We start from the raw sequence: 20,316 nt of genomic DNA, 5'->3' as shown, positions 1-20,316 counted from the left end.
ATCGGCTCCGCACCGACCGGAAAGCAGGACCACATGGCCGAGTACACCCTCCCGAACGACACCGCTTCCGCCGCCGACTCCGCCGCTCCCGCGGCCACCCCGGCGCCGCGCCGCCGCTTCACCGTCCAGCGCGGCGGCTGCGGCTGCGAGGGCAAGCCGTCCCCCACCGCCCAGCAGAAGCCCACGGAGAACAGCTGAGTTTTGAACAAGGGCCCGCACCGCCGTCGGTTCGAAGGCTGCGGTCGTTGTGCCGCCGCAGCCTCCTGAACCACGCCGAGGGTGCACCGGACGATGGCCGGCCGCCGTCACCCGCGCCGGAGCGACCGTTCTAGAGCCGGCGGGTGACCCGGGCGGCGAAGGAGGGTTCGGCCAGGTCGGTCCCGACGGCCACGGGCACGCTCTTCGCGCCCTCCCCGTCGCCGGCCGTCAGGACGCCGACCTCGGTTCCCGCCTTCGCGGCGTGCGGGACCTTGGACGCCCCCGGCCGCAGGGTGAGCTTCAGCTGCTGGCCCGGTACGCCGATCACGTTCAGGTCCTTCGTGGCCACCAGTGGGGTACGGCCGCCGAGACCGTCGTCCACGTGGCCGACCGCCTGGCCCTTGCGGACCACCGGAGCCGAGTTGAGCGCCTGCCGTACCGCCTCGATGATCTTCTTGCTGTTGGCCAGGACGAGCTTCAGGCTGTTCGCCCCGTCGGGGTCCGGGCCGTCCACGTGCTGGTCCATGAGCGTGCCGAGGATCAGCGGGGTCTCGTCGCCGACCGACTTGTACGCCGCCCACATCAGGGTGCCGCCCGCGGGGGTGCTGGAGCCGGTCTTGATGCCGCGGATGCTGAGGCCGTTGACCGAGAGCAGGGTGTTGTTGTTGGTGAGCGTCGTGGACAGCCCCTTGATCTCGGCGCTCGGCAGCGCGACCACCGCGCGGAACGCCTCGTCCTTCATCACGGCCTCCGCCAGCTTCAGCTGGTCGGCGGACGTGCTGACGGTTGCCGCGTCCAGACCACTGGGGTCCGTGTACGTGGTGTTCTCCATGCCGAGTTCCTTGGCGGCGGCGTTCATCTTCGCTACGAACGCCGCCTCGGAGTCGCTGCCGGAGTCCCAGCGCGCCAGCAGCCGGGCCACGTTGTTGCCCGACGGGATCATGAGCATCTTCAGCATGTCCTGCTGGCTGAACTTCGTACCGGCGACGAGGCCCTCGATCCGGGACTCGTGATCCGAGGTGCCGTCCGCGACGGTCTTCTCGTCGACCTCGATCTGGGCACCGGACTCGCCCTTGCGGAGCGGGTGTCCCTTGAGGACCACGTAGGCCGTCATCACCTTGGCGACGCTCGCCGTGGGGACCGGCTTCTGCTCGCCGAACGTGCCGATGTCGCCGGAACCGGGCACGCGTACGGCGCCCTGGCCCTTCGCGGGCCACGGTACGGAGAACTGCCCGTCGAGGGTGTGTGCCTGCTCGGCCGCGACGAGCTGCGGGGCGGGCAGCGGGCGCAGCAGCTGCGCGCCGGTGGCCGCGCCGGCCAGGAGCAGCAGGATCGGGGTCCAGATCTTCACGCGCCGGACGGCGGTGCGGCGCGGGGTCTCGGGCGCGGGTGCGGTGTTGGTGAGCTCGGCGAGCAGATCCAGCGGGGGCTGCGGGGGCAGCGGGACCTTGCGGGTGGGCTCGACGAAATCCACGGGGGCCGTGGCCGGGGCCGGGGCGGAGGCCGGAGCCGTGGCCGGGGTCCGGGCCGGGGCGGGGGCCGGGGTCCGGGCCGGGGCCGGGGTCCGGTTCTGCGGTACGGCTTGCGGCCAAGGGGCCTTCTCCGCCGGGGCGTCCAGGTCCTTCAGGGCCACGAACTGGCTGGTCCGCTCCGCATCGGCCTCGCCGTCCCGAGCCCAGGACGGCACCGGCCGGGACTCCCGGCCCGCCTCGTCCGCCGGACCGGCCTCTGCGGGCTCCTCGGCCGCCCCGGCCTCCTCGTCAGGCGCGCCCTCGTCCTGGCCCCCCGCACCAACACCCCCGTCGCCGGCCTCCGTCTCGGGCCCGGGTACGACCCCGTCGCCGACCTCCGCGTCGGGCTCCGCCTCCGTGTCGGGCCGTGCTTCGGCCTCGGGAGCGGTCTCGCCGGCCTCGGGCTCGTCCTCGGACCCGTCTTCGGCCTCCGCGCCGGCCTCCGGCTCAGCCCCCGCCTCGGATCCCGCGTCAGCGTCCGCCTCAGCCCCCGCCTCGGGCTCCACGTCAGCCTCGGGCTCGGCCCCCGCCTCAGGTCCCGCCTCAGCGTCCGCCTCAGCCCCCGCCTCCGCATCGGCCCCCGCCTCGGGTCCCGCGTCAGCATCCAGCTCCGCTTCCGCCTCTGGCTCCACGTCAGCCTCCGGGTCCACGTCAGCATCCAGCTCGGCTGCCGACTCCGGGTCCACGTCAGCCCCCGGCACGGCCCCCGACTCGGGTCCCGCGTCAGCCTCCGGCTCGGCCCCCGCCTCAGGCTTTGGCTCCGCGTCAGCGTCCGGCTTGGTCGGCGCCTTGGGCTTCGGGTGGGCTTCTGGCTTCGCCGCGGGGGCGGCCGGGGCGTCCTCCTCGGGCTCGGTCTCCGTGGCGCCGGCCTCGGCCTCGGCCCCGGCAGGGGTTTCGGCCTCTGCGGGCTCCGGGGTGTCCGGGCCGCCGGCGCCGGGGGGCGTGTCCTGCGTACCGGGATCCGCGACCGGGACCTCGGTCCCTTCCGCCTCCGGAGTCTCCGGGGAACCGCCCGCCACCGCTACCGCCTTCATTCCTGCCCCGCCTTGCCACTCACCCCGGGCGGCAGCCGCCCGGTTCTTGCCGATACCGTCGGGCGAGGCCCCGTGGGAGCCTCGCCGATCGGCTAGATGTACGCCGCGCCCCGTCCGTTCCCGGAGCCGGATCCTGTGACCGTCCGGTCATACTCGGGCACCGGCGCCCCGTACAGCCGCATCACCTCGGGCAGGACGAGCACCCCGCAGATCACCTGTGGCACCCCAGGCCGCCCGCCGGGCCGGGCCGGAACCTCCTCCCCTGATCGTCCGTCAGGCTCCGTTGTCAGTGCCTCCTCCTAGTGTGGAGACATCACTCGGGGAGCTCGGAGAAGGAGCAGAATCATGTCCACCAACAAGATCCAGCACAAGGTGAACCACGTCGCGCTGGTAGTGGACTGTTCCGGTTCCATGCATCAACACCAGAGTCAACTCATCCGTGTCGTGGACGAGTTCGTGGCGGGGTTGAAGGCCGAGTCGGACAGTCTCGGTCACGAGACCCGGATCAGCCTCTACTCCTTCGACCACAAGGTGGAGAACCTGGTCTGGGACATGGACGTGAAGCACCTGCCGTCCATGCGGGGTCTCTACAAGGTCAAAAACGGCGCTACCGCCCTCATCGAGGCCTCTCTGAAGTCGCTGGACGACCTGGGTCACATCTGGGAGGAGTACGGCGAGCACAGTTTCCTCCAGATCGTGGTGACGGACGGCGAGGAGAACGCCTCCGGCGGCGACAGGCGGCACGACGGCGACATGACCATCCTCGGCCCCTGGCTCGACAAGATCGCGGCGAAGATGGGTGCGCTTCCGGGGCACTGGACTTCCGCGATCCTCGTTCCGAACTCCCTGGCGAAGCGGACCGCCCAGAACTACGGCTTCCCGGCCGGAAACATCGCCATCTGGGATGCGGATTCGCAGGAGGGCGTCGAGGAGGCGATCGGTACCGTGCGCGCCGCCGCCACCAGCTTCCTCCGCGGCCGCGAGAAGGGCGTGCGCGGTACGAAGAACCTGTTCGCCGTCGGCCAGGACATCTCGGTCGACGAGGTGCGGGCGAACCTCGAACCGGTGCCGGCCGACAAGTACCGGCTCCTGAAGGTCGACACGGAGGTCGAGATCCGGTCGTTCGTCGATTCGCACCCGGGCGTGACGTACGAACGCGGGTCGTGCTACTACCAGCTGGGCACCCGGGTGCAGGTCCAGCCCGACAAGGAAGTCATCGTGGTCGAGAAGGACACCGACCGCGCATACACGGGCGACGCGGCACGCAGTCTTCTGTTCGGCACGGGCATCCAGGGGACCGTCTCCGTGAAGGCGGGGCGCAATCCCAAGCTCGAGGTATACGTGCAGAGCCGTTCGGTGAACCGGAAGCTCAAGCCGAAGACGCGTCTGCTCATCATGCTGTCAACTTGACCCGGCCGTAAACGACCGGGCTTGGAGGTAGAGGCCGACTGGCTGCCGGGTTGTCTCCTCCGTCCAGACCACCTATGAGGTGGCTGGGACGCGTGACTCACGCCCCGCGGTCCACGCAGCTTCGCCTTTGCGGTCGATGTTGTGGGACGCGTTGTCGTCCGCGTTCAGCACGATCCCGCAGGACCGGCAGGCGAACGTTGCCTGGTCGACTCGGTTTTTCCGGTCGATGTGGCCGCACTCGGAGCACTGCTGGCTGGTGTACGCCGGGTCGACGTTCACCAGCGGCACCCCGGCCCGCAGCGCCTTGTAGGCGATGAACCGGCCGAGCTGGTGGAAGCTCCACGAGTGCAGTGGTGCCCGCTGGTCCTTGCGGAGCCGTACCCGGTCGCGGATGCCCGTGAGGTCTTCCAGGGCAATACCGCGGCCGGTGCGTTCAGCGGCGGAGACGATCTTCTTCGAGATGACGTGATTGATGTTCGCCGCGTGCCGGGCCTCTTTGCGGCTGCGGTGCTTGAGCCGGCGTTTGGCAGACTTGGTGCCTTTGGCCTGGAGCTTGCGGCGTAGTTCGAGCTGCCGGTTGCGGTGCCGGTTCAGGCCGCGCCCGGCGGCCCGGTAGCCGGTGGATGTGGTGGCGATGTTGACGATGCCGAGGTCCACACCGATAAACCCGGACGGATTCTCGTTGACCTGGGCCTCGGGGACCTCGCACACGGCGATCAGGTAGAACGCGCCGTCGCGTTCGATCAGGTCCGACTCGCCATTGCGGTACTCGCGAAGCGTCTTGAGTGCGCCTGCGGAGCAGGTAAAGCGGACGCTTTTGAGCCGTCCCGCTGCGGTCCAGATACTGACGGTCCGCGCGTCGTACTGCCACGACAGACACCGGTCGTCATACGGCTGAGCCGAATCCGGACGGAACGTGACCGGCTTCGACTCCGCTTTGACCCTGCGCTTCGATCCGGGCCTGCCGAGATTCCCCGCCCGGATGTTTCGCCTTCAACGTGGTGTAAGCGTCGCGGGTCTTCTTGATCACGTGCTGGGCAGCCTGCGCCCCAAGACCGGAAGCTTTCAGCTCCGCGTAGGTGTGCTTCCGCAGTTCGTACTCACGCGGCACGCCGTGCTCGAACGCCACGGCGGACACCCAGTTGGCCCGTTCGTTGACCACGCGCAGGGTCGCACCGATGGCCGTTGCCTGTAAGGCATCCGGCATCAGCTTCACCTGCACGACGATCTTCATGCGGACATCGCGGACATCCTACTACCATTGATCTATGTCCCCACGCTGGGAGCCAAATCCCAATATTCGCAGGGGCCGTACGGTCACCTACACCCTCCACGCCCACTTGGTCTTCACACCCAAGTACCGGCGTGGACCCTTCACCGACGAGATCCTTCGACGCTGTGAAGAAGTCATGCGGTCCGTCTGCGCCGACTTCGAAACCGAGCTGGTCGAGTTCAACGGCGAACGCGACCACGTGCACCTGCTGGTGCACTACCCGCCGAAAGTCTCCATCTCCAAACTGGTCGGCTCCCTCAAGGGCGTCTCCGCCCGCAGGCTCCGCCAGGAGCACCCCGAACACATCCGCAAGTACCTGTGGGGAGCACACTTCTGGTCACCCTCATACTTCGCAGCTTCCTGCGGCGGAGCGCCCCTGTCCGTCATCAAGGAGTACATCGAGCAGCAGAAACGTCCGATGTAACCTGCACGTCAGAGCAATCCAGAGAAGCGATTCCTCCCGGGCCTGAAGGCCCGGGGTTTCCTCGTTAGATCCCGCTGAAACCGACGAGCCCGCTCTCTCAGCCGGTGTGCAGGATCCGGAAGCGATCGGGTTGCGCCGGGTCGCGATCGACGACTTGGACCGGCGTCCAAGCCCATTGCCACACGCTGATGCCCGGCGTGCGGGAGAACCGGATCTGCCCGCGGGTGCCTTCGACTGCGACGCGCGGCCAGGATTCGGCGGTGCCCGCCCGGTCCGCGCCGTTGGAACGCAGCACCTCGGCGAGGACGGTGACCGTGTCGTAGCCCTCGAAGGCGACGAAGGAGGGTGCTTCGCCCAGCCGCTCACGCAGGGCCGTCCCCACGCGTGCGCCGAGTGGGCCGAGGCGCTCGGGCAGGTAGCGCAAGAACGGGATGGCGGCGCCCTCCGCGCCCAGCAGCGTCGCCCACTCGGTGAACTCCGGCTGACCGGCCGGAGCACCGATCAGGATCTCGGCGAGGCGCGGGTCCTGGCGGACGTGCTTGACGATCGGCACGGCCGGCTCCGGGTGGCCGACCAGAAGGAGGAGGGCTGTCGCGCGGTGGTCGACGAGTTCGTCGCAGACCGCGGCGGGGGTGAGCGCGCTCATGTCGAGTTCGACGACGGTGCCGCCGCGCGGAGCGAGGTGGTCCCGCAGAATGCGGGCCCCGGATGCCCAATAGACACTCGGCTGGGCTGCGACGGCGATACGACGGTGGCCCGCGCCGAGGAGGAAGTCGGCGTAGATCTGCCAGCCGTGGGACTGCGCCGGGGCGAGGCGCGCGACCCATTGCGTCGGCCGGTCGGTGAGCGCGTCGAGGACCGCCGACGAGCAGAGGAACGGCAGGCCGAGGGCGTCGGCCCTGGCAGCAGCGGCGCGGGCGACGACGCTGTGGTACTCCCCCGCCAAGGCGGCCACGCCCAGGCGGGCCAGTTCGTCCACGGCCGCCGCGGCCCTCTGCGGATCGGCCGCGGTGTCCCGGACCACCAGCTCGAGAGGTCGCCCGAGGATCCCGCCGGCGGCATTGACTTCGCGGACGGCCAGCTCGAGTCCGGCGAGCAGGTGGTGGCCCGCCTCGACCCAGCCGGGCCGGGTCAGCGGAACGAGAGCGCCGATCCGGACGGCTGCTCCGTCGGTCCGGTCCGCTCCGGGCGGCGATGGTGGCGTCTTCATGCGTGGGTCTCCCGAGTGGTGAGATGACTACGTGGCGGCCCAAGGGCTCAGGTCGTTCCCGGCGGCGTCAGCTGACCTCGTGGCGTGTTGCCTCCTGCACGGCTGCAGCCGTCAGGCTGCCGGGTGCCAGACCGTCATGTCGGCCGACACGAAGTTGGGTACGCCCTTCACCTGCACGGTCGACTTGATCTGGATCACGAACAGCGCGATGTCCCCCGACGAGTTCCTGATGCAGATCTCGCTGCCGAGCGCCACCGCGGCCAGCGGAACGCTTCGGGAGCCGTTCGCCGTGAGGGCCCGGCACTCGTCGAGGGAGCCGCGCGGCTCGCCGTACAGCAGGGTCATCACGCTCGAGTCGCTCTCCAGCGCGCAGCCGCGCTCCGCGCAGTTGAGGCGGATGTCGCCTTCGCGGTCCTCGCGCCGGACCGGGTCTTTGAGGCTGAGGGAGTTCGTGTCGTCCAGCATCAGCGTGGTGTAGGGAACGGGCTTCGGCGGCAGAGGAGTGCTTGCGGATCCGGAGGCGGCCGGCCCTGACGGTGTCCGGTGGGCTGCCGCGGCCGAGCCCCGCGAGTCGGCCGAGTTCGCCGCCGCCCGGTCGCGCAATCTGTCCGTCGCGTCCATGACCGTCCAGGCCAGCCCTGTCAGCACGAGGGCCCCTGCTGTCACCGCCGCGGCCGCGATCAGCGCGGTACGCCGCCTGCGCGGCCGCCGTTCCTGCGGCTGCGGCTCGGTCGGCGCCGGCCGGCGGACCAGCGGCGGGGTGTGCACCTGGGTCGGGTCCGGGACCGGCGCCGGAATCAGCACCTCCGGCCCCATGACCTCCCGCCAGACGGCCGGGCCGCCGCCCCCGTCGGCGTCCCCGCCCAGCCGCTGCCGGCACCACGCGACGATCTCCGCCGGGGTGGCCCGCTCCTCCGGATCCGCAGCAAGGCACCGGGCGATCAGCGGGCGCAGCGCCTCCGGCAGCCGGGACAGATCGGGGTCGGAGTGCACGATCCGGAACAGCACGCTCACGGCGGGGCCGTCTCCGTACAGCGGCTCGCCCAGCGCCGCGAACGCCGCCGTCTGGCCCAGGGCGAAGACGTCGGTGGCGGCCGTGACCTCGCCCGCCGACGCCTGTTCGGGGGCCATGTACTGGGGCGTGCCGATGGCCGTGCCCGTGGCGGTGTGTGCGGTGGTGCCGGACGCCAGTGAAATGCCGAAGTCGATGACACGGGGCCCGTCGGCGGCCAGGAGCACGTTCGACGGCTTCAGGTCCCGGTGCACGATGCCCGCACCGTGAATGGCCTGGAGGGCTTCGGCCACCCCCGCCACCAGCCACAGCAGCGCGGGCACCGGCAGCGGTCCGCGCCGGGCGACGGCCTCCGCGAGCGAGGGCCCGGGCACGTAGAGGGTGGCGAGCCAGGGCGGCACCCCGTCCGCCTCGGCATCGATCAGCTCGGCGGTGTACGCCCCGCGGACCCGCCTGGCCGCTTCCACCTCCCGGCGGAACCGCCGCCGGAACGCCGGGTCCTCGGACAGCTCCGGCCGTACCACCTTGATCGCGACGGGGCGGCCGCCCCGGGTGTACGAGAGGTAGACCCGGCCCATGCCGCCCGCACCGAGCCGGGCCACGAGGCGGTAGCCGGCCACCGACGGCGGATCGTCCGCCTGCAGCGGCTGGAACACCTCGGTCGCATTGTTCATCGGTTCCCCCCGATCCCCTGATCAACCGATGAGTTGATCCACATCACCCTAAGCGCCGACGCCGCGTTGTCCGGCACCGTCCGCACTGGTCCGTGGTGTCTCCAAGTATCGCGTTCACGTTCAGTCCATTGCAACGAATCCCTAGCGGTCGTTGCGTTAGGCTCAAGAACATTGCAACGATTTCCAGCTCTTCACCTGCAGTAATACCAATTTCGCGCAACGAACTTGTTGCCAACTCCGTGAATGCAACGTAGCTTTTCCATCATCAGAAACAGCGGGCCGACAGAGTGCACGCTGAACCAGAAGGAGAGCACCATGCAGAAGTTCGACACCCCCGCCGGCCGCTCCACCGTCGTCGACATCCCCGCCGGACGCATCCGGTTCATCGCCGCCGACCGGGACAACACCGCCGTCGAGATCCTGCCCGCCGACGCCTCCAAGAGCCGTGACGTGAAGGCCGCCGAGGAGACCACCGTCACCTACACAGACGGCGTCCTGCGCATCGAAGCCGCACCGGCCAAGAACCGGGTAATCGGCTCTTCCGGATCCATCGAACTGACCATCCAGCTGCCTGCCGGCTCGCGTGTCGAGGCGAAGGCTGCCAGCGCCGAGTTCCGTTGCGTCGGACGCCTCGGCGACGTCTCCTTCGAGGGCGCGCAGGCCACGGTCGAAATCGACGAGGCTGCGAGCGCCCGTCTGACCCTGATGTCGGGTGATGTCTCGGTCGGCCGCCTGGGCGGGGACGCGCAGATCAGCACGCAGAAGGGCGACCTCCACATCGCCGAGGCCGTGCGCGGCACGGTCACGCTGCGCACCGAGCACGGCGAGATCACGGTCGGCGCCGCCCGCGGCGTCTCCGCTTCCCTGGACGCCGGCACCAGCTACGGCCGGATCCACAACTCGCTCCAGAACAGCGAAGGCGTCGCCGGCCTGAACATCCACGCCAGCACCAACTACGGCAACATCACCGCCCGCAGCCTCTAACCCGCAGCGTCAAAGGGAGGATCCATCATGACCGGCTTGGCCATCGCGGCGAACGGGCTGCGCAAGTCCTACGGCGACAAGAGCGTGCTGGACGGCATCGACCTGAACGTTCCGGAGGGGACGATCTTCTCCCTCCTCGGGCCGAACGGCGCCGGGAAGACCACCGCCGTCAAGATCCTCTCCACCCTCATCACCCCGGACGCCGGTGAGATCCGCGTCGGCGGCCACGACCTGGCCGCCGATCCGCAGGCCGTACGGGCCGCGATCGGTGTCACCGGGCAGTTCTCCGCCGTCGACGGCCTGATCACCGGCGAGGAGAACATGCTCCTCATGGCCGACCTCCACCACCTCTCCAAGAGCGAGGGGCGGCGGGTCTCCGCCGAACTGCTCGAGCGCTTCGACCTGGTCGAGGCCGCCAAAAAGCCCGCAGCCAGCTACTCCGGCGGCATGAAGCGGCGCCTCGACATCGCCATGACCCTGGTCGGCAACCCGCGCATCATCTTCCTCGACGAACCCACCACCGGACTCGACCCGCGCTCCCGCCACAACATGTGGCAGATCATCCGCGAACTCGTCACCGGCGGCGTCACCGTCTTCCTCACCACCCAATACCTGGAAGAGGCCGACCAGCTCGCCGACCGCATCGCCGTCCTCAACAACGGCAAGATCGCAGCCGAAGGCACCGCGGAAGAGCTCAAGCGACTCATCCCCGGCGGACACGTGAAGCTGCGGTTCTCCGACCCGGCCGCCTACCAGGCCGCCGCCGCCGTGCTGGGCGAGGTCGCCCGTGACGACGAGGCGCTGGCGCTGCAGATCCCCAGCGACGGCAGCCAGCGTCAGCTGCGGTCCATCCTGGACCGGTTGGACTCGGCCGGTATCGAGGCGGACGAGCTGACCGTGCACACCCCCGACCTGGACGATGTCTTCTTCGCCCTGACCGGCACCACCATCCCCAGCCAGCCCAGCCAGCCCAGCCAGCCCAGCCAGTCCGAGGAGACCGTCCGATGAGCTCTTTCTCCCTCGCCGTGCGCGACTCCTCCACGATGCTGCGCCGCAATCTCCTGCACGCGCGCCGCTACCCCTCGCTGACGCTGAACCTGCTGCTCACGCCGGTCATGCTCCTGCTCCTCTTCGTCTACATCTTCGGCGGCGCCATGAGCGGAGGCATCAGCGGCGGCGGAGACCGCTCCGCCTACATCGCCTACATCGTCCCCGGCATCCTGCTCATGACCATCGGCAGCACCGTCATCGGCGCCGCGGTATCCGTCTCCACCGACATGTCCGAGGGCATCATCGCCCGCTTCCGGAGCATGGCCATCCACCGCGGATCCGTCCTCATCGGGCACGTCATCGGCGGTGTCCTGCAATCCCTCGCCAGCGTCGTCCTCGTCGGCATCGTCGGCATCGCCATCGGCTTCCGCTCCCACGACGCCACGGCCCTGGAGTGGCTGGCGGCGTTCGGGCTCCTCGCGCTCTTCGCCCTCGCACTCACCTGGATCGCCATCGGCATGGGCATGGCCAGCCCGAACGCCGAGGCGGCCAGCAACAGCGCGATGCCGCTGATCCTCCTCCCCCTCATCTCCAGCGCGTTCACCCCGATCGACTCGATGCCGGGCTGGTTCCAGCCGATCGCCGAGTACCAGCCGTTCACCCCGGTCATCGAGACCCTCCGCGGCCTGCTGCTGGGCACCGAGATCGGCAACAACGGCTGGCTCGCCCTCGGCTGGTCCATCGCCCTCATCGCACTCGACTACCGCTGGTCCAGCGCATCCTTCAACCGCGACCCCAAGTAGCGGCTGTACGGGTTCTCCAGCGGACTGCGAGCGCCCTTCGAGGGCGGGGCGTGAAGCTCAGGTCAGAGCTCCGATACGGACGGGCGCGAGCCCTCGCGGGGCATCGAACCGCCCGCCGGCGCCCCATCCCCCGAGGGGACCGGCGGGCTTTCGCTCTGCCTGCTGCCGGTCCGGTCGGTGTGATCAGCGGGCGCAGTGTTGCCGGCACAGACGAAGGGACACACCGACGATGAACAGCACGTGGTTCCGGCGCTTCACCACGACCACGGCGAACGGGCCACGACTCTTCTGCTTCCCGCACGCGGGGGGCTCCGCGACGGCGTACGTGCAGCTGGCGCGCGCGCTGTCCGCGGACGTCGACGTGGTGTCTGTGCAGTACCCGGGGCGCCAGGACCGGTACCAAGAGGAGCCGTTCACGGCCGTGGCCCCGCTCGTCGAGGCAGTGGCCGAGGAGCTGGCCCAGGAACTGGCCGCGGACCCCGGACGGCCGTACGCCCTGTTCGGACACAGCATGGGCGCGCTCGTCGCGTTCGAGACGGCCCGGCTGCTCGTCGCCCGGGGCGAACTGCCCATGCCCCAGCGGCTGTTCCTCTCCGGCCGGGGCGCGCCGCGGCCCGGCACCAGTGCCCAGTACGAGTTCTACGACGACGCCGACGTGCTGGCCGAGCTGCGCAGGCTGGGCGGCACCGATCAGTCGATGCTGGAGAACCCCGAGGTCCTGGAGCACGTACTGCCGGCGCTGCGGGCCGACTACCGGGCCCTCGCCGCGTACGACTGGCACGGGGGAGAGCCCCTCCCCGCCCCGATCACCACCCTGATCGGGGACAGCGACCCGATGGTGACGGTCCAGGAGGCCGCGACGTGGCAGGAGCAGACCCGCGGTGAGTTCGACCTGAAGGTCTTCCCCGGCGGCCACTTCTACCTCGTCGACCAGATCGACCAGGTCACTGCGGCCGTCACCGAGGGGCTGCTCGCCGGCGCCGCTTCCTGACCCGTGCTTCCCGGCCGGCCGTCGCCGTGCCCGGGAATGGCGAAGACCTCCGGTGTGGTGTCCTGACACCACCACACCGGAGGTCTTCGTGTTCCCCCGCGATGCCCGGAGTGCGGCTCAATATGGCAGGTTGACCTTGACCCTGGGTCAGGGTGGACGCTGATGGCATGACCAATTCCACTTGCTCGTCCTGGACCGGCATGGTCCCTGTCGACGACACGGCCCTGGCCGTCTCCGACACGCGCGGCCCCGGCCGTCCCCTCGTCTATCTGAACGGCTCGTATGCCGACTCCCGGCCCTGGCGGCCCGTGATCGCCGAACTCGACTCCGGCTGGCGGCACATCACGTACGACGAGCGGGCCCGCGGCCGGTCAAAGCAGTCGGCGGACTACTCCTTCGAGGCGTGCGTCCGGGACCTCGATGCCGTTCTCGATGCGACCGGGGTGGAGCGGCCGCTGCTCGTCGGCTGGTCCTACGGTGCGGCCCTCGCGGCGCACTGGGCCGACCGGAATCCCGACCGCGCCCTGGGGGTCGTGGCCGTGGACGGCGGCATTCCGTACGGGCTGACCGGCGAGGAGGGCCGCGAGCGGATCCGGCGCCTGTTCCGCCGGATGCGGTGGCTGCTGCCGCTGGTGCGCCCGCTGGGCATGGCCGCGCGGATGACCGCCGACCAGCATGCCGACATCAACATCGAGGCCAACGAGGTCAACGCCGCCATCGGGCCGGTCCTCGACCGCCTGACCTGTCCGGTGCGGTACGTCCTCGCCACGGGTGGCAGCCTCGGCGGGGGCCAGGAGGAGATGGAGAAGATGCGGGCCGCGCTCGATCCGGTGCTCGCCCGGAACCCGAACGTCAAGGTGAGCGCGAAGGTCGCGAGCAACCACTCCAAGGTTCTGGCCAAGGACTTCCGGGCCATCGCCGCTGCCGTACGCGAGACCGCGGCCGCCCACGACCAGAGGGCCCGCTGAGCCGATGGTGTACGGACTCACGATCGGTCAGGCGGCCGCGTTCGCCGGAGTCACGGTCAAGACCGTGCGCCACTACCACCGGCTCGGCCTGGTGGACGAACCGGAGCGCGACAGCTCCGGATATCGCCGGTACGGATCGTCCGACATGCTGCGGCTGGTCCAGGCCCGGACGCTCGCCGACGCGGGCGTGCCGCTGGCCGAGGTCGGGGATCTGCTCGACGCCGATCCCGAGCAGTTCGCCTCCGCCCTGGACGACGTCGAGCGGCGGCTCACCGATCGGATCGAGGAGCTGATCGCGCGGCGCGCGGTGCTGCACCGGCTGGCCGCCGGCGACCGGCTCCTGCTGCCCGAGCGCGCGTGCGTGGCCCTGGACCGGTTCGCGGAGCTCGGCTTCGGTGCCGACTACGTGGCCATCCAGCAGGAGGCCCTGATTCTGGCCCGTGCCCTGGTGCCGGAGGTCTTCGACAGCTTCCTGGGCCAGCTCGAGCGCCAGCTCGGCGACCCCCAGTACGTCGAGCTGATGAAGCTCTGCCAGGACGCCGAATCGTGGGATCCGGACGATCCGCGGCTGGACGAGATCGCGGCCGCCCTGGCCGCCAAGGTGCTGGCCAGCCGCGAACTGCTGTCGATGCCGGCCGAGTTCAGGGCCAGGCCCGACGCCGCCACCCGATACGGGCTCATCAACCACCACCGGGAAGACCAGGCGCCGGCGGCTGCCCGGCTGAGCGAGCTGCTCGACGCGAACCTCCGCGCAGCGGGCGTCGACGTCCCGCATCAGTAGTGGCCTGCGGGGCGGCCGCCGGCGGCTCGGCCCGAAGACGAGGGCCGGCCCGGTGGCTGGTGCCACCGGGCCGGCGGGGGTGCGGCTCCCTGACGGTCCGGACGGGGGCCGGTCCGCCCCGGGAGTCCGCTGTACGTGTCCCCTTGCGGGGATCGGCTAGGAGACGCGGTCCGCGAGCTCGCGCTCACGGACCGGGACCGAGCGGGCCACGATGTGGTTGAGCTTCTCGCCCTCCACGTCGACGTTCGGCAGGAGTGCGTCGAGCCAGCGGGGCAGCCACCAGGCGGCCTTGCCGAGCAGGGCGAACAGGGCCGGCACGATCGCCATGCGGACGACGAAGGCGTCGAAGAGGATGGCCGTCGCCAGCCCGAAGCCGATCATCTGGATCATGTCGTTGGCGTCCAGGATGAAGCCGGAGAACACGCTGATCATGATGGCCGCCGCGGCGGTGACGACGCGGCCGCTGTAGCGGAAGCCGGTGGCCACGGCCTCGTCCGGGCCTGCGCCGTGGACGTAGGCCTCGCGCATGCGGGAGACCAGGAAGACCTCGTAGTCCATGGCCAGGCCGAAGACGATGCCGATCATGAAGATCGGCATGGTGCTCATGATCGGACCGGTCTGGTCGATGCCGAGGACGTCCTTCAGCCAGCCCCACTGGAAGACCGCGACGACGGCGCCGAGGGCCGCGCTGACCGACAGGAGGAAGCCGAGGGCCGCCTTCAGCGGGACGAGCAGCGAGCGGAAGACCAGGACCAGCAGGACGAAGGCCAGGCCGACGACCAGGCCGAGGTAGGGCACGAACGCGTCGTCCAGCGTCTTCGAGAAGTCGATGAGCATCGCGGTCTGACCGGTGATCAGCACCTCGGCGGAGGTCTGCTCCTCCAGGCCGCCCGCGAGGGCGCGGAGGTTGTGGACGAGGTCCTCGGTCTTCTTGTCGGCCGGACCGGTGGTCGGAACGACGTTGAGGATGGCGGTGTCGCCGGCCTCGTTGGCGACGGCCGGGGAGACCGAGGCCACCCCGTCCACCTTGGCGAGGGCCTTGCCGACGGTGTCGCCGGCGGCCTTGGCGTCCTTGGCGCTGACCGTGACCATCAGCGGGCCGTTGAAGCCGGCGCCGAAGGACTCGGACAGCATGTCGTACGCCTTGCGCTGGGTGGTCTCCGTCGACATGGTGCCCTCGCCCGGCAGGCCGAGCTCCAGGCTGGCGGCGGGCACCGCGAGCGCACCCAGGCTCACGACGCCGACGAGCAGGACGGCGACGGGGTTGCGGAGCACGTAGCCGGCCCAGCGGGAGCCGAGGTTCGGCTTGTTCGGGTCCTTCTTCGCGGCGCGCGCGGCGGCCTTTGCGGCTCGCTTGGCGGACACGCGCTGCTTGCGGGCCGACAGCTGCCCGCTCCAGAACAGGTGGCGCTCGCGGCGGGGCAGCACCTTGAACGGGGCGAAGCCGAGCAGCGCGGGAACCAGCGTCAGCGCGATGAGGACGGCGACGGCGACCGTGCCGGAGGCGGCCAGGCCCATCTTGGTGAGCAGCGGGACGTTCACGACGGACAGGCCGGCCAGCGCGATGATGACCGTGAGGCCGGCGAAGACGACGGCCGAGCCGGCCGTGCCGACGGCGCGTCCGGCGGCCTCCTCGCGGTCGCGGCCCTCCGCCATCTCCGAGCGGTAGCGGGAGACGATGAACAGCGCGTAGTCGATGCCGACGGCGAGGCCGAGCATCATCGCCAGGGTCGAGGTGGTGGCGGAGAGCCCGAAGGTGCTGCCGAGCGCGGTGATGCCGGAGATGCCGATGGAGACGCCGATGGTGGCGGTCAGGAGCGGCATGCCGGCCGCGATCATCGAGCCGAAGGTCAGCAGCAGGACTATGGCGGAGACCAGGATGCCGATGCCTTCGCCGGAACCGCCCATCTCGGCCTTGATCTTGACGGCGTCACCGCCGGCCTCGACGGTCAGTCCGCCGGTCCGGGCCTTCTCGGTGATCTCGTCGAAGGCGTCGTGGGCCTCGTCGCTCACCTCGGGGCCGGGGACCTTGTAGGTCACCACGGCGTAGGCGGTGGTGCCGTCCTTGCTGATGGTGTCGGCCTGGTAGGGGTCGGTCGCGCCGATGACCTCGGGGGCCTTGGACAGGTTCCCGAGCAGCTCGGTGACGCCGGCCTTGGGGCCGTTGTCGGAGATCTTGGCGCCCTGGGGGGCGCGGATGACGACCCGGGCGCTGGCGCCGGTGGCGCTGGCCGCGGGGAACTTCTCCTTGAGCAGGTCGAACGCCTTCTGCGACTCGGTGCCCGGCATGGAGAAGGTGTCGGCGGGGGGCGGGGGTGCGGAGGACGCCGCGACTCCGACGCCGCCGAAGATCAGCACCCACAGGACGACCAGCAGCCATCGGCGCCGGAAGGCCAGGCGGCCGAGTTTGTAAAGGAAGGTGGCCACGGCGAGTGGACTCCCATCGGATCGGCAGAGCAACAGTCAGGACTCAAGGACAATAACAAACCGCTCGTGCGGTTTTCTTAACGGCGATGGTTTTGCGCCACCCCACCGGCTTCAGCCACGGAACGCCGTGCGGAACCACTCACACGGTTCGATCCAGCACGAGCTGAGAACCCGTCGGAAGTTCACCGGAGGCCGGTGGCGGCCCGCTCGAGCCCCGCTCGAAGGCAGGCAGCACGAACGCCCGCGGCCCCCTGATGGTCAGGGGGCCGCGGGCGCTTCGGCGTGACGGTGCGGTCAGAGAACGGCGCCTTCCCTCGTCCTCCTGCGCAGAGTCGGCCGGCTGGACTGGGCGAGGTCCTTCCACATGTCCGACAGACCGGTGATGGTGCGCGCCGCGAACAGCCTGCGGATCGACACCTCCTGGTTCAGCTCCGCCCGGATCAGGCCGACCAGCCTGATCGCCCGCAGCGAGTTGCCACCGAGGTCGAAGAAGTCCTCGTCGATGCCCACCCGGTCCAGCTCGAGCACGTCGGCGAACGCCGCGGCCAGAACCCGCTCGGTCTCGTTGCGCGGTGCGCGGTACTTCGCGTCGAACTCGGGCTCCGGCAGCGACGCCCGGTCCACCGTCCCGTTGACCGTCACCGGCAGGCGTTCCAGCACCGTGAACACCGACGGCACCATGGACTCCGGCAGCCACCCCGCGGCGAACCGGCGCAGCTCCTCGCCCGAAACGGCCTGGCCGCGGACCGGGACCACGTAGGCCACCAGCCGCTGCTGCCCGGAACCGTCCTCCTTGACGACCACGACCGACTGTGCAAGGCCGCTGTGCTCGGACAGCACCTCTTCGACCTCGGCCAACTCGACTCGAACGCCACGTACATCGACCTGGGCGTCGGCCCGGGCCACGTACTCGAGCCGGCCGCCGGTGCCCCAGCGCACCCGGTCCCCGGTCCGGTACATGAGCCCGCCGGCCGGACCGAACGGGCAGGGAACGAACCGCTCCGCGGTCGGCCCGGGCTGCCCGGCGTACCCACGGGCCACGCCGGGGCCCGCCACGTACAGCTCTCCGGTCACGCCGACGGGGACCGGCGCCAGCCCCGGACCCAGCACGTAGAGGGCGGTGTTGTCCATCGGGCGGCCGACCGCGGACGCGAGGCGCACCGGTTCGTCGGCAGCCAGGCGCTGGCACGCGGCGAAGACGGTCGTTTCCGTCAGCCCGTGGCCGGTGACGATCGTCAGCTCGGGGCAGGCCTCGCGGACCCGGCGCAGCGCGGCCGTGGACACGCGGTCGCCACCGGTCCACACCTCGCGCAGCCCGGCGAAGCTCTCGGGGCGTTCTGCCGCGATCGCCGAGAACAGGCTCGCGGGCAGCCACACCGTGGAGATCTCGTGCGCCGCCCGCACAGCGGTCAGCGCGTCGATGTCGAGCTCTCCCGCGGGAGCCACGACCACGCGGCCGCCGTTCAGCAGGGGCACCCACAGTTCGAGGGCGAGCGCGTCGGCGGTGTGCGGCGCGTGCCACAGCACGGTGCCGTGGCCGGCCTCCTTGCAGTGGCGGTCCTTGACGAACCGCTCCATGTTCCGGTGCGTCACGGCGACTGCGGTGGCCGCGCCGGTCGTTGCGGAGCCGTGCATCACGGCCAGCAGGCCGTCCTGGTGCGAGGGGGCCGCAGCCTCCGGCGCACCGTCGTTCTCGTCGGCGGCGCTGTCCGGGGGGATGTCGTCGAAGACGACCGCCGGAACGTCCAGGCCGGACGAGACTGCTCCGGCGGTCGCCGCATCGGTCAGCAGGGCGCGCGCCGAAGAGCCGGCGACCTGCGACGTGATCTGCTCCGCCGGGAGCGCCGGGTCGATCGGCAGGTAGGCTCCGCCCGCCTTCACCACGCCCAGCAGGGCGACGGCGAGGTCCACCGATCGGGGCATCGCCACGGCGACGACCGTCTCAGGGCCGACGTCGCGGCGTCGCAGCGCCTCGGCCAGACGGCTCGAGCGCTCGTCCAGCTCCCGGTACGAGACCTCCGAGTCGCCGGACAGCATCGCGACGGCGTACGGGTCCCGCTCCACCTGCCGGGCGAACAGCTCCGGAACCGTCAGCCCCGGCAGCGGCGCGTCCGTGTCGTTCGGTGCGGTCAGGACGCCGTCGCGCTCGACACCGCTGACCACGTCCAGCGCGCCGATCGGCTGCGTACCGGCGGCCACCACGGCACGGATGTGCGCGATCAGCTCCTCGCCGAGGAAGCGCAGCTCGGCGCGGTGGTACAGGCTCGCGGGGGCGTCGAGCCGGATGTAGAGGTCGCTGTCGGCGCTGCCGTCGGTGTAGACGCCGATCGACAGTTCCTCGAAGGTGCCGGTCGTCGCGCCGGAGTAGCGCGCCGGGCTGTCGCCGAAGTGGAGCTGCTCCACGAACTCGACGACGTTCATGACGGCGCCGAAACTGCCGCGGCCGCTCAGGACGGTTCCGCTCGCGCGCTGGATGTCCGAGTAGTGGCAGGCGGTGTGGCCGAAGAGCTCGTACGTCTCGTCGACCATCGCGTCGGCGATCTCGGCGAAGGTCGCGCCGAGCGGAACGGCCACGCGCACCGGCACCACGTTCACGGCCAGGCCGGGCGTCCTGCTCGCCACGCCGACGCGGTTGCCCACGGCCAGCGAGAGGAGGAACTCCGGACGGTCGCAGCGGTGCCGGAAGAACACCGCCGCGGCCGCGGTGAGCATCTGCGACATCCACACGCCCATGGACGTCGCGGTCTCGGTCCACACGTCGGCCTCGGCGCGCGGAACGGTCAGCGTCCGGCTCACCATGCCGATGGTTTCGGCCACCTCCGACCAGCGGTCGGCGCTGCTCATCGGCTGGGAGAGCGCGGCCCGCAGCGAGTCGGACAGGGCGACCCGCGGAACCTGCGCGGGCGCCGGCGCATCCTTCAGGTAGTCGCGCCAGAACTCCGTGTCCTCGGTGAACTTCTGGGAGGCGAGGTACTCCGTCGCCTCGGCCGCGAAGGACTCGGCGTCCCACGGGTGCGCCAGCTCCGGTACGTCCTCGCCCCGCAGCAACGCCGTGTAGACCTCGGCGAGGCGCTTCGAGAGCAGGCCGCCCGCGCCGAACCCGTCCGAGATGAGGTGGTGGTAGGCGATCACCAGGAGGGAGCGGGCCTCGGCGAGCTTGACCACGCCCAGTCGGAACAGCAGGTCCTTCGACAGGTCGAAGGGCTGGCGCACCATGTCCGCCAGCGCTTCGCGCGCCGCCTGCTCGGGATCGGCCGCGGCACTGAGGTCCAGGAAGAACGGCCGCCAGTCCCCCAGTTCCCGGGGTACGAGGCGCAGTCCGCTGCCGTCGTCGACGAAGTTGACGCGCAGCACCTCCGCCTCGCCCATCACGTGCAGGAATGCGGATTCGATGACGGCCGTGTCCAGCTCACCGTCCACATCCCACATGGTCAGCGCATGGTTCGGCGTGTCGGGAGCCATTTCCTGCGCCCGCCACATGCCTTTATGCGCAGACGACGCACCGAACGAACGCACACAGATCAACCCCTCAGCAAAAACAGGCCCGGGAATCGGAGACCTTCACAGATCACCCCCACCTTCAGGGAAGTGGGTCAGCCGTTCAAGACAACTTGGTGCCGGCCGGG

General features: G+C 70.5%; 14 protein-coding genes and 1 pseudogene. 9 read left to right on the top strand and 6 right to left on the bottom strand.

Features of this window, described 5'->3' with window-relative positions; all coding sequences use genetic code 11:
• The first annotated feature begins 33 nt into the window (after positions 1-33).
• The gene (locus OG299_RS41470) at positions 34-198 is read left to right on the top strand and encodes a hypothetical protein (protein WP_327364856.1); all 165 of its coding nucleotides are present in this window, start codon (positions 34-36) and stop codon (positions 196-198) included.
• Positions 199-328: 130 nt separating this feature from the next.
• Here the strand turns inward: OG299_RS41470 and OG299_RS41465 are convergent, their stop codons facing one another.
• Positions 329-2,743, bottom strand: coding sequence for a D-alanyl-D-alanine carboxypeptidase (locus tag OG299_RS41465; protein ID WP_327364855.1), 2,415 nt, complete (start codon positions 2,741-2,743; stop codon positions 329-331).
• Positions 2,744-3,088: 345 nt separating this feature from the next.
• Between OG299_RS41465 and OG299_RS41460 the strand changes: the two genes are divergently transcribed.
• Positions 3,089-4,153, top strand: a complete 1,065-nt coding sequence (locus OG299_RS41460) for a vWA domain-containing protein (RefSeq protein WP_266636536.1) — start codon at positions 3,089-3,091, stop codon at positions 4,151-4,153.
• 72 nt (positions 4,154-4,225) lie between these two features.
• On the opposite strand, the pseudogene OG299_RS41455 reads toward OG299_RS41460, so the two are convergent.
• Positions 4,226-5,387: pseudogene (locus tag OG299_RS41455) on the bottom strand (RNA-guided endonuclease InsQ/TnpB family protein).
• Between the two features lie 34 nt (positions 5,388-5,421).
• Between OG299_RS41455 and tnpA the strand changes: the two are divergent.
• Positions 5,422-5,850: an IS200/IS605 family transposase gene (gene tnpA, locus OG299_RS41450; protein ID WP_266636539.1), complete on the top strand. Its 429-nt coding sequence runs from the start codon at positions 5,422-5,424 to the stop codon at positions 5,848-5,850.
• Positions 5,851-5,947: 97 nt separating this feature from the next.
• Here tnpA and OG299_RS41445 read toward each other — a convergent pair whose 3' ends face one another.
• Together OG299_RS41445 and OG299_RS41440 are read right to left on the bottom strand one after the other, a co-directional pair.
• The gene (locus tag OG299_RS41445; RefSeq protein WP_327364854.1) at positions 5,948-7,060 is read right to left on the bottom strand and encodes an ABC transporter substrate-binding protein; all 1,113 of its coding nucleotides are present in this window, start codon (positions 7,058-7,060) and stop codon (positions 5,948-5,950) included.
• A gap of 111 nt (positions 7,061-7,171) precedes the next feature.
• The gene (locus OG299_RS41440; RefSeq protein WP_327364853.1) at positions 7,172-8,746 is read right to left on the bottom strand and encodes a serine/threonine-protein kinase; all 1,575 of its coding nucleotides are present in this window, start codon (positions 8,744-8,746) and stop codon (positions 7,172-7,174) included.
• A 315-nt stretch (positions 8,747-9,061) separates the two neighbouring features.
• Here OG299_RS41440 and OG299_RS41435 point away from each other — a divergent pair, with 315 nt between their 5' ends.
• The 6 genes from OG299_RS41435 to OG299_RS41410 all read left to right on the top strand — a co-directional run bounded on the left by OG299_RS41435 (position 9,062) and on the right by OG299_RS41410 (position 14,263).
• Positions 9,062-9,730 carry a DUF4097 family beta strand repeat-containing protein gene (locus OG299_RS41435; protein WP_327364852.1) on the top strand — a complete coding sequence of 223 codons (669 nt, stop codon included), beginning with the start codon at positions 9,062-9,064 and terminating at the stop codon, positions 9,728-9,730.
• Between the two features lie 27 nt (positions 9,731-9,757).
• Positions 9,758-10,738 carry an ATP-binding cassette domain-containing protein gene (locus OG299_RS41430; protein ID WP_327364851.1) on the top strand — a complete coding sequence of 327 codons (981 nt, stop codon included), beginning with the start codon at positions 9,758-9,760 and terminating at the stop codon, positions 10,736-10,738.
• A complete protein-coding gene (locus OG299_RS41425) occupies positions 10,735-11,523 on the top strand; it encodes an ABC transporter permease (protein ID WP_327364850.1) in 789 nt (262 codons plus the stop codon). Before OG299_RS41430 ends, OG299_RS41425 begins: the two co-directional genes overlap by 4 nt.
• Before the next feature lie 229 nt (positions 11,524-11,752).
• Entirely contained in the window at positions 11,753-12,514 is a 762-nt protein-coding gene (locus OG299_RS41420) for a thioesterase II family protein (protein WP_327364849.1), read from the top strand.
• A gap of 167 nt (positions 12,515-12,681) precedes the next feature.
• Positions 12,682-13,482 (top strand): alpha/beta fold hydrolase, encoded by an 801-nt coding sequence (locus tag OG299_RS41415; RefSeq protein WP_327364848.1) that lies wholly within the window; start codon positions 12,682-12,684, stop codon positions 13,480-13,482.
• A 4-nt stretch (positions 13,483-13,486) separates the two neighbouring features.
• The gene (locus tag OG299_RS41410) at positions 13,487-14,263 is read left to right on the top strand and encodes a MerR family transcriptional regulator (protein ID WP_327364847.1); all 777 of its coding nucleotides are present in this window, start codon (positions 13,487-13,489) and stop codon (positions 14,261-14,263) included.
• A 156-nt stretch (positions 14,264-14,419) separates the two neighbouring features.
• On the opposite strand, the gene OG299_RS41405 is transcribed toward OG299_RS41410, so the two are convergent.
• Entirely contained in the window at positions 14,420-16,690 is a 2,271-nt protein-coding gene (locus OG299_RS41405) for an MMPL family transporter (RefSeq protein ID WP_327364846.1), read from the bottom strand.
• 294 nt (positions 16,691-16,984) lie between these two features.
• Positions 16,985-20,206, bottom strand: a complete 3,222-nt coding sequence (locus OG299_RS41400; RefSeq protein WP_327364845.1) for a non-ribosomal peptide synthetase — start codon at positions 20,204-20,206, stop codon at positions 16,985-16,987.
• Positions 20,207-20,316 lie beyond the last annotated feature (110 nt).

Source organism: Streptomyces sp. NBC_01296, from assembly GCF_035984415.1.
GTDB lineage: Bacteria > Actinomycetota > Actinomycetes > Streptomycetales > Streptomycetaceae > Streptomyces.
This window is presented reverse-complemented; position numbering and strand designations above follow the sequence as displayed.